General features: G+C 36.5%; 2 protein-coding genes and 1 pseudogene. 1 reads left to right on the top strand and 2 read right to left on the bottom strand.

The features are described from left to right. A pseudogene (locus AC1DJR_RS29060) lies at nt 1-255 on the top strand (GNAT family N-acetyltransferase); the annotation flags it as partial. 69 nt (nt 256-324) lie between these two features. Here AC1DJR_RS29060 and AC1DJR_RS29065 read toward each other — a convergent pair. Both AC1DJR_RS29065 and AC1DJR_RS29070 read right to left on the bottom strand, forming a co-directional pair. Next, nucleotides 325-1,032: a M48 family metallopeptidase gene (locus AC1DJR_RS29065; protein WP_477004155.1), complete on the bottom strand. Its 708-nt coding sequence runs from the start codon at nt 1,030-1,032 to the stop codon at nt 325-327. Between the two features lie 121 nt (nt 1,033-1,153). After that, nucleotides 1,154-1,623 (bottom strand): YehS family protein (locus AC1DJR_RS29070; protein WP_477004156.1); only part of this gene is annotated, 470 nt, incomplete at its 5' end.

The following is a 1,623-nucleotide window of genomic DNA, read 5'->3' on the forward strand; positions in this document are numbered from 1 at the left end:
CCTTTCAACATCCCTAGTTTAAAAGATAAGTTTGCGCAAGGGATGGAAATTGCTGCGCTGAAGGAGAAGTATGGTGGGAGTCTGCGGTATGTTTTTGTGAAGGAGTTGCGTGGGGATAAGGAAAGAGATTGGTCCGATGTTAAGAGCGTTCCGATGAGTGATGCTGGTGGACAGCAGGCGTTGCTTTCGGAGGGGTATCGTGGGTATGCGATGGAGAGAATAGACGATACTTTCACTGTGAAGTTTGGACGATAATCTATGTACAAAGAGAACCCTAATTCATTAGGGTTCTACTTTATTTCATTCCACAATCTAAAGTAATAACTAAACCGTCATCTTCCAACTAGATAACGCTAACCAGTTTTCCATTTCCTTATAATCAGGCATTATCTTCCCGACAAGACGCCAAAAAGATCGATCATGATTTAAATGAACCATATGACACATTTCATGAACAACTACATAATCAATTACCCTCTGAGGTGCCATTGCTAGCTTCCAATTAAACGTTAACTGTAGATTTGAATCACAAGTTCCCCACGTACGACTACTATCTGTAATACGAATAGAACGTGGTTTTGTTTTAAAATTACTTTGATGCGCTTTAATACTCTTCTCTACTAATGCTTTGCACTGCTTATAGTAAAATCGTTTCAAAGCTTGTTGTATTTTCTCATCCTTAAGCTCATTCACATAAATGTGTAGCTTATCCCCTTCAAAAACTGCATTATCTTGCGTAATACTTGCATCTTGAGAAATCTGTATCTGATACGTATTCCCTAAATACAGAAAGCCCTCTCCTTGATCATAACCCTTTTCCTGTGGTCCAAGCGCTCGATCCTGCATTTCCTTACGTGTTGCCTGAATCCAATCCCATTTCTCCTCTAACAATTGGACTAAGTATTCAACAGGGGTTCCCTTTGGAGCCTGCACTTCCACATTTCCGTACGAATCTACAAAAAGACGCACCGACTTTTTCTTCTTATAAGTTATATGAAAATTAATTGTCTCACCTGAATATGTATGTAYCATTTCATCACCTARCRTATTYGTTTATRTTATTTTTATAAATAAAAAAGAGTAGGCTACAAACGACCTACTCTAGCTATTATACCATTTACTGTTTTAACATAAATGTTACAATGCTTATTCCTTATCCTCTATAGCTTACAGCTAATCCCTTTAAGAAATTCCTTGCGTATCTATCACCGCACTCTTTGTAATTCTTATGGCCTTCTTTTCTTAATAGAGCGCTTAATTCTCCTTTTGTTACAATGACTCCTACGTCTTCTAATATATCAAGCATATCTTCACTTGTTAATGATAGTGCTATCTTCAATTTTTTTAGAACGAGATTATTAACACTTCCATTACTCTTTAAAGACATCGCTTGTCTATCCGATTGCCCTGGTTTTGGATCTTGTTTCCCTCTTTTAAAAGTAATAAAACCATTCAGAAATGACTCTAACATAACATTATTGCATTTTATTTCGTAATCATATTCAACTACATCACTATCATCAACTTCATCATAGTAACTGTTTTTTAATTTTGTCAGCATCTTTCGCACTTCTTCTTTTGTTACTTCAACGCCACCAAGTTTAAATATCTCCACCATATCTA

The organism is Bacillus sp. 05T31 (genome assembly GCF_056396725.1).